Here is a 6,000-nt window from a genome sequence, read left to right on the forward strand (position 1 = left end):
GCGGCGTCGGATGTAGCGTGCCTTGCGAGCGGTTCAATTTTCCTCTTTTTCAGCACGTTCGTCGATGCACCCCGTGACCTCCTCCCGCGGCCGAGGAGAGACACATGGAGATGAAAGACCACCTCAACGCAGTGATCACCGCACTGGAGGCTTGGCGCGACTCACTCCCGGTCGAGCAGTCCACGCCGACAGCTGCGGCCACCACTGTCGAGCCTGCCCCGGCACCGATCAAGCCCAAGTCCAAGCCCACACCCCGGCCGCGGAAGACCGAAGCCGAGGAGGAAGCGGAGATAGCCGCCGCGGGCAAACGGTTGGCGCAATACCGCTTCCACATGAAGAAAGGCACCTACCTCCACATCGGAGAAAAACGCCGGGCGTCGGTTCGCGAGATCAATGACGCCGCCGGCCGGCATTCGATGGCTCCCAACCCATTGCGCGGTCGCTATTCCCCTGCGCAATGGGTTGGGTACTACCAGAAAGCCACACCTGAGGAAGTCGAGTTGTGCGGTGAGAAATGGGGAGGTGGCCGCTATGAGTAAGTCATCCAAGCGGCGCGCCGCTTGCATCCTCGCGTTCAAATCCGCCCCCGGCGTCAACCCCGTGACGATTGCCTCCGGCCGAACAGAGCGGCGGCTGACAGCGAAAGCGTTGAAGAAGCAAACGAGGAAGGCTGCGTCGGTCGGCCTCCGTGAAGACGAGGTGATCTATGACTGGTGACCTCGATAAATTCCTGGACCTACTCGCCGCGGGGCTCCGACCGGATGAGCGGCTTGTGGGCACTGCCTTCGCTGGCAATCCGAAACGCCGTGGCTGGCCGGCCGAAGAACTAACCCGCCAGCCCGACGGCAGCTGGAACATGCCCGGCACCGCCGGCCTCAACCGCTACACCTGCGTGTCAGCCTTCCATCAAGCCGAAGACGGCAGCTGGCACCGCCGCAAGGAGGACTTCGCCGCGGGCGTCGCGCTGATGGTCGACGACGTGGGTGACCTCGCCGCGTCGGTGGCCGAGGCTGAAGAGCAGAACAAGCAGGCGGTGGCCGAGGGCAAGCCTCCCGAGCACAAGCCCTCGGTTAAGGCTGACTGGTCGGTGCTCGATGGATGGAAGCCGACTGTGAAGATTGAGACGTCCAAGGGCAATTTCCAAGTGTGGTTCATTCTCGAAGAACCCTGCCGCGACATCGACAAGTTCGAGCGGTTGCTGGACCAGTTCGTGACGGTGCGTGGCGGCGACAAGTCTTGTAAAGACGTTGCCCGGCCCGCGCGCACGCCCGAGTCGAGGAACTGCAAACCGAAGTGCGGCCGTGGGGGTTGGGAGGTTGTGGTGCATCACCTCGACGGCCCGCGGTACTCGTTGGAAGACCTCGAAGACATTTTCGAGCTCAACCTGACGGTGCCGTACCGGCGGCCTGCTCCGCAGATCGGTGACGAGGTAGCGGCGATGCGAAGGGCTCACTTCTACCGCTGCCTCGCGGTGCTGAAGGCGGCCGGGATGGTGAAGCGGCGGCAAGGGCCGCGAGGGTGGATACAGATCACCTGCATCAACGTCGACAACCACACCGACCGGAAAGACGACGGAACCGCCCTCGCCGAACCGTCCGAAAAAAACGGCATGACCGGCGCATACAACTGCAAACACGATTCTTGCACGACTTCGACGGACGCCCGCGGCAACCGCGTAGGTATCGGCTGGCCCGAGTTCACCGACTGGGTGAATGAGCAAATGGTCGGCCAAGTCGAAGAGGGCAACGCGGCCGCGCCTGATGCGTGGAGCGGGAGGATTTGTAATGAGTGAGAAGAAGAAAACAAGCCTGGCATCCACCAAGGGCGCCGATGAACTGGCCGTAAAACGTAAGGAGCGCGAGGCAACGAAACGAGCGGCCGGCGAGGCCAAACGTGAACGGCTTGCTGGCCGCTGGGATGCAGATAGCACATCGAATACCGCGGCTGCCGAGGTGCTGACTTGCGCCGATATGCTGAAGCGGTGCCGGTATGTCCGCAAGCTGAATGCTGTGGTCACGCTTCCTCATGAAGACTTTGTAACGGGGGGCGTTGTGCTGGACGTCTTGGGCATCGAACACTTCAAGACCGAGTATGCAGCTTCGGTGGAGACGGTGGCCGGGGTCGGCGCCAAAGGCCCTCGCGTTGTCAGCTCAGCGGAGCTTTGGCTGAAGGATCCGGGGCGGGTTCAAATTGCCGACGCGGGTTTGGCGATTGGCCTGCCACGGTCCTATCTCGCTAAAGGCGTGCGCATGATGAATACATGGACGCCTCGCAAGCGCCAACCGGCGACGGCAGATATTGCGCCGTTCCTGGAGCACATCGAATATCTGATACCTGTGCTGGAAGAGCGTGAGCGCTTCCTCGATTGGCTGGCGCATTGCGAGCGGGTGCCGGAAGTGCTGCCGCATCACGGCTACCTCTTCTACACGCCGACGATGGGTATTGGTCGCAACTGGTTGGTTGATGTTCTGTCTCAGGTGTGGCCGGGGGAGGTAGCCAGCGGTCTGGACTTGGGCGGACTTTTGCAGAGCGCCTTCAACGACGACATTGCCGGCACCCGGTTCGCTTGCGTCGATGAGATCCACATCGGGACACACAAGGACTTACTCGTTCAAGCCGCGAAGCTGCGGAGCATGATGACCGCGAGCGAACGCCGAATTAACGCGAAGTACGGCAAGAAATACTGGGAAAAGAACTCGGTGCGGTGGCTGATTTTATCGAACCATGATGACGCCTTGCCGATTGATGCGAAGGATCGCCGCTGGGCAGTGATCAAGAATCCGGAAGAGCCAAAGTCCGCGGACTACTACACCCGCCTGTACAGCCTCGTTACTCCTGAATTCGGGACCGCGGTAGGGGCATGGTTGGCCCAGAGGGACATCAGCAAATTCAATCCCGGAGAGCGGCCGGCCATCAATGATGCGAAGCGCGCGGTGATCTGTGCCACGACTCCGCAGATGGAACTGGACTTGGGCGAGGTGCTGGCCGACTGGAAGGCCGCGGGCGTGACCGAATTCGGCAGCGAAGACCTGCGGTATGCGCTGGGTTTTGATGAGGGAGCCGTGTGGGTTAATGCCTCGAAGGCGCTGGTTCACATGCTGCGACGGGCTGGTGTTCACAAAATCGGTAGCCAGTGCCGCATCAATGGCGTGGTCAAGTCCGTGCTTGAGAGTCTGTATGCTTTTGATAAAGCCGTCGTTGTCGACACCGCGGCGCTGGAGAAGGCACGGAGAACTCCCGGCCATGCTCTACATCAGGCTTTATGACCGAGGGGGAGTTTTGCGATTCAACTCAGAAAATCTCAAAACGCTAGCTGAAAGCCACGAGATAGAGCGGTCGGTGTGTTTTTTAGTTTTGCGATTTGAGATTATTCTTAAAGTTTAGGATTATTTTATATAGAGGGTACCGGCTCAGCAGCCCCGGTTCCGGGGAAACTTTTTAGCAAAATCTCAAAACGCAAAACTTCGCCGTTCCCGAGGCTCTAACTCAATAGTTTCAGGCAGTTTTGAGATTTTGCGCATCTTCGCAAATCTCAAAACTTTCAGAAAACTCAACCCTGCGGTCAGACCGAAGAGCAGAATCGACCCCGCGGCCGGATCACCGCCACCACCAACGAGGAAAACAGTATGACCGACGAAGAAGCCGAGCGCGCTTTAAACGCAGCCACGAACGCCCACCGCGAGATGTTCGGCTTTTGTAGTGGCCCGCTTTATGGGGTTCCCCTCTGCTATTGGGTCGAGGCGCTTCAGGAGGCAGTCGCGGCCGGCAAGCCAGTCGACACCTCCCGGTTCTACTCGCCCCGGCCCAACGAGCCGACATGACCTCTGGCCTACTGCTGTGCAGGGTGGGCGATCACCCCCGACCCTAGGCCGAGACTTGGCCTGGAGAGACGAGAAGCGCGGCTGGAGGTGAATAGAGCAACCTGAGGGGCTTCTCGCGCATACTCAGTGGATTGGCGCGCTAATCCCTCCCCCCTCAAAATAATGGCCACTCTCGCAGGTGGCCTTTTCGTTTGAGATGTACACCGGTCATTTGACTCCCGCTCTTTCCGGGCTCGCCCTTTGGCAGTCGGTCCGGGTTGCTCTGCGGGAGCCGTTCCTGACTCGGTACGGGTTTCTTCGCCTCGCCATTGCGCTTATTGATCAATTCATACGTCCTCGGCGCGCCGAGAAGGTAGCCGAGGAAGCCTGCGCCAAGCCTGACTGCAGCGACTATTGAAACCAGCCAGATGCATCACGCCAGTACCCACATTGTAACCCTTCGTTATTTGTTATACACTGTGGGTACACGGGGCATGACGCTCTGTGTTGTGCGCTACGCGCACATATTAGTGATTGCTTCAGTTAATGAAGCTTATTAGACATGAGCTAGGCGCGTACGCCTAGCGACCCCGCTTTCGGCATACCCAACGTTCAGTCGGAAATGTACGAAAGCCTCCCACGCCAGTAGGGAGTAAAAGCCACTGAGGGTTATTGGAATGAGAACGCAAATTAGACGAGTGGGCAACAGCGCAGGCGTTGTGATCCCAGCTGTGATGTTGAAGGAGGTGAATGTAGAGGTAGGGACAAGTATTGAACTAACCGTTTTAGACGGCGCATTTGTAGCAAGACCGATCATTGAGAAGCAGAGACGAGTCGCCCGGAGCACACTGACTTTGGGGGCGTTGATTGCCAATTATGTTCGGTTTGAAGATGAAGTTTTTTCCAAACCAACAGATAGAGAGGTAATCCATGACAACCACGCAACTGAACAAAGACAGCATTGGGCAACTTGAACAAGGCGACATCATCAAGCTTGAGCTCGATCCAACAATCGGGCATGAACAACAAGAGTTTCGCCCCTGTGTAGTGCTTTCCATTCAACCCTGGAACGCGGCAATCCGGGGTTTTGTTTTTGTCGCTCCGTTGACTGGCACGGTTCACCCCAACCCCAGCGCTGAATACCCGAGGCTTGAAAAAGAGCAGACGGATTGTGGCGTTTATGGGACCGTGCTGCTCGATCAGATCCGCTCGATTGATGCAGTTGGCCGCAAAGCCAAACGAGTGGGTAAGGTGACCGATTTGCAAGTGATCGACGATTTGCGCGCCGCAATCTGTCTGATCATGGGCGTTGGTCCCGACTTTTTTCCTATTGAAGATCAAGTGTAAGCACTGCGCGGGTGCGTCCATCGCACGCCCGTCGATTTTTGTTGGTGAATGACAGGTCGAACTAAGCATCCAAGGCGCCCCCCCAAGGCGCCTTTTTCATTTCTCCGCCTCGCTGCTACTCTTCCAGTTTTCTCGAATGGAGTCGAAGCCATGCCTGCACCCGAATACTCTCTACCTGACGTCCTCGAACGCCTGTACAACAATCAGCTGGCGCTGGAAGCGGCCGTGATGGAGCTGACGCTGCTGGTCGAACAACAAGGTCACGCCGAGGCCGGTGATAACGTTCGCGGTGCTCTCTACGCCATTGGCGAGAACGAGGGACACATCCGGCAGGGCTTGGCGAAGCTGGTGCTCCAGCACCGTGGTGACGCTCAGTAAATGTCAACGGTATCGATAGACAGTGGAGTGGCGAAATACTAGCATCGATAAAAACACCACCTCGCAAGGCATTCAATGATACTGATTACTCGCCATACCACCCCAGTCGCACTCGATTTGACAAAAGCCATTATTGGATTGGTAGGCGAAAACGTAACATCACTCAGCATGGTGCATCCTCTGAAGAAGGACCCATTTTTTGCCGGCTATAAGACAGCTCTGATAGTGGAGGTTCATGCATACCTAACTCGTTCTGATCTGCCTCAGATAGAGGTGATCACTGCATCTTCTGAAGATGGTCAACTGGCCGGCTTCATGCTGTATGGAGTAGCAACTACCGACGTAGTAGAGTGCAATATCTATTATACCGCTGTGCAAAAGGAGTTCAGGGGCCAAGGTGTAATGAGTCAGATGATGCGCGAAGTGCTCGCCAAATACTCAGCTCTCGCACTTTCCTGTGATGTAGCAGTAGTAC

At 57.4% G+C, this 6,000-nt stretch carries 9 protein-coding genes; all 9 read left to right on the forward strand.

Annotated elements, in window-relative coordinates; translation table 11 throughout:
* The first annotated feature begins 104 nt into the window (after positions 1-104).
* Positions 105-539, forward strand: coding sequence for a hypothetical protein (locus tag AC1DSG_RS05360; protein ID WP_477789929.1), 435 nt, complete (start codon positions 105-107; stop codon positions 537-539).
* On the forward strand, positions 532-717 hold the full coding sequence (locus AC1DSG_RS05365) for a hypothetical protein (RefSeq protein WP_477789930.1): 186 nt from the start codon (positions 532-534) through the stop codon (positions 715-717). Before AC1DSG_RS05360 ends, AC1DSG_RS05365 begins: the two co-directional genes overlap by 8 nt.
* The gene (locus AC1DSG_RS05370; RefSeq protein ID WP_477789931.1) at positions 707-1,792 is read left to right on the forward strand and encodes a DNA-primase RepB domain-containing protein; all 1,086 of its coding nucleotides are present in this window, start codon (positions 707-709) and stop codon (positions 1,790-1,792) included. Before AC1DSG_RS05365 ends, AC1DSG_RS05370 begins: the two co-directional genes overlap by 11 nt.
* The gene (locus tag AC1DSG_RS05375; protein WP_477789932.1) at positions 1,785-3,266 is read left to right on the forward strand and encodes a primase-helicase family protein; all 1,482 of its coding nucleotides are present in this window, start codon (positions 1,785-1,787) and stop codon (positions 3,264-3,266) included. The genes AC1DSG_RS05370 and AC1DSG_RS05375 overlap by 8 nt, the downstream gene beginning before the upstream one ends.
* Before the next feature lie 360 nt (positions 3,267-3,626).
* Positions 3,627-3,821 carry a hypothetical protein gene (locus AC1DSG_RS05380; RefSeq protein ID WP_477789933.1) on the forward strand — a complete coding sequence of 65 codons (195 nt, stop codon included), beginning with the start codon at positions 3,627-3,629 and terminating at the stop codon, positions 3,819-3,821.
* A gap of 656 nt (positions 3,822-4,477) precedes the next feature.
* On the forward strand, positions 4,478-4,774 hold the full coding sequence (locus AC1DSG_RS05385; RefSeq protein ID WP_477789934.1) for an AbrB/MazE/SpoVT family DNA-binding domain-containing protein: 297 nt from the start codon (positions 4,478-4,480) through the stop codon (positions 4,772-4,774).
* Entirely contained in the window at positions 4,731-5,147 is a 417-nt protein-coding gene (locus tag AC1DSG_RS05390) for a type II toxin-antitoxin system PemK/MazF family toxin (protein ID WP_477789935.1), read from the forward strand. The genes AC1DSG_RS05385 and AC1DSG_RS05390 overlap by 44 nt, the downstream gene beginning before the upstream one ends.
* A 150-nt stretch (positions 5,148-5,297) precedes the next feature.
* A complete protein-coding gene (locus tag AC1DSG_RS05395) occupies positions 5,298-5,525 on the forward strand; it encodes a hypothetical protein (RefSeq protein ID WP_477789936.1) in 228 nt (75 codons plus the stop codon).
* A gap of 75 nt (positions 5,526-5,600) precedes the next feature.
* Positions 5,601-6,000: GNAT family N-acetyltransferase (locus tag AC1DSG_RS05400; RefSeq protein ID WP_477789937.1), on the forward strand; the 400-nt coding region annotated here is incomplete at its 3' end.

This window comes from Pseudomonas sp. P5_A12, from assembly GCF_056400685.1.

Bases quoted from the DNA above. Each gene is read 5' to 3' on its own strand.
- AC1DSG_RS05380 (WP_477789933.1), top strand. From the start codon at position 3,627: ATGACCGACGAAGAAGCCGAGCGCGCTTTAAACGCAGCCACGAACGCC.
- AC1DSG_RS05375 (WP_477789932.1), top strand. From the start codon at position 1,785: ATGAGTGAGAAGAAGAAAACAAGCCTGGCATCCACCAAGGGCGCCGAT.
- AC1DSG_RS05360 (WP_477789929.1), top strand. From the start codon at position 105: ATGGAGATGAAAGACCACCTCAACGCAGTGATCACCGCACTGGAGGCT.
- AC1DSG_RS05370 (WP_477789931.1), top strand. From the start codon at position 707: ATGACTGGTGACCTCGATAAATTCCTGGACCTACTCGCCGCGGGGCTC.
- AC1DSG_RS05395 (WP_477789936.1), top strand. From the start codon at position 5,298: ATGCCTGCACCCGAATACTCTCTACCTGACGTCCTCGAACGCCTGTAC.
- AC1DSG_RS05390 (WP_477789935.1), top strand. From the start codon at position 4,731: ATGACAACCACGCAACTGAACAAAGACAGCATTGGGCAACTTGAACAA.
- AC1DSG_RS05385 (WP_477789934.1), top strand. From the start codon at position 4,478: ATGAGAACGCAAATTAGACGAGTGGGCAACAGCGCAGGCGTTGTGATC.
- AC1DSG_RS05365 (WP_477789930.1), top strand. From the start codon at position 532: ATGAGTAAGTCATCCAAGCGGCGCGCCGCTTGCATCCTCGCGTTCAAA.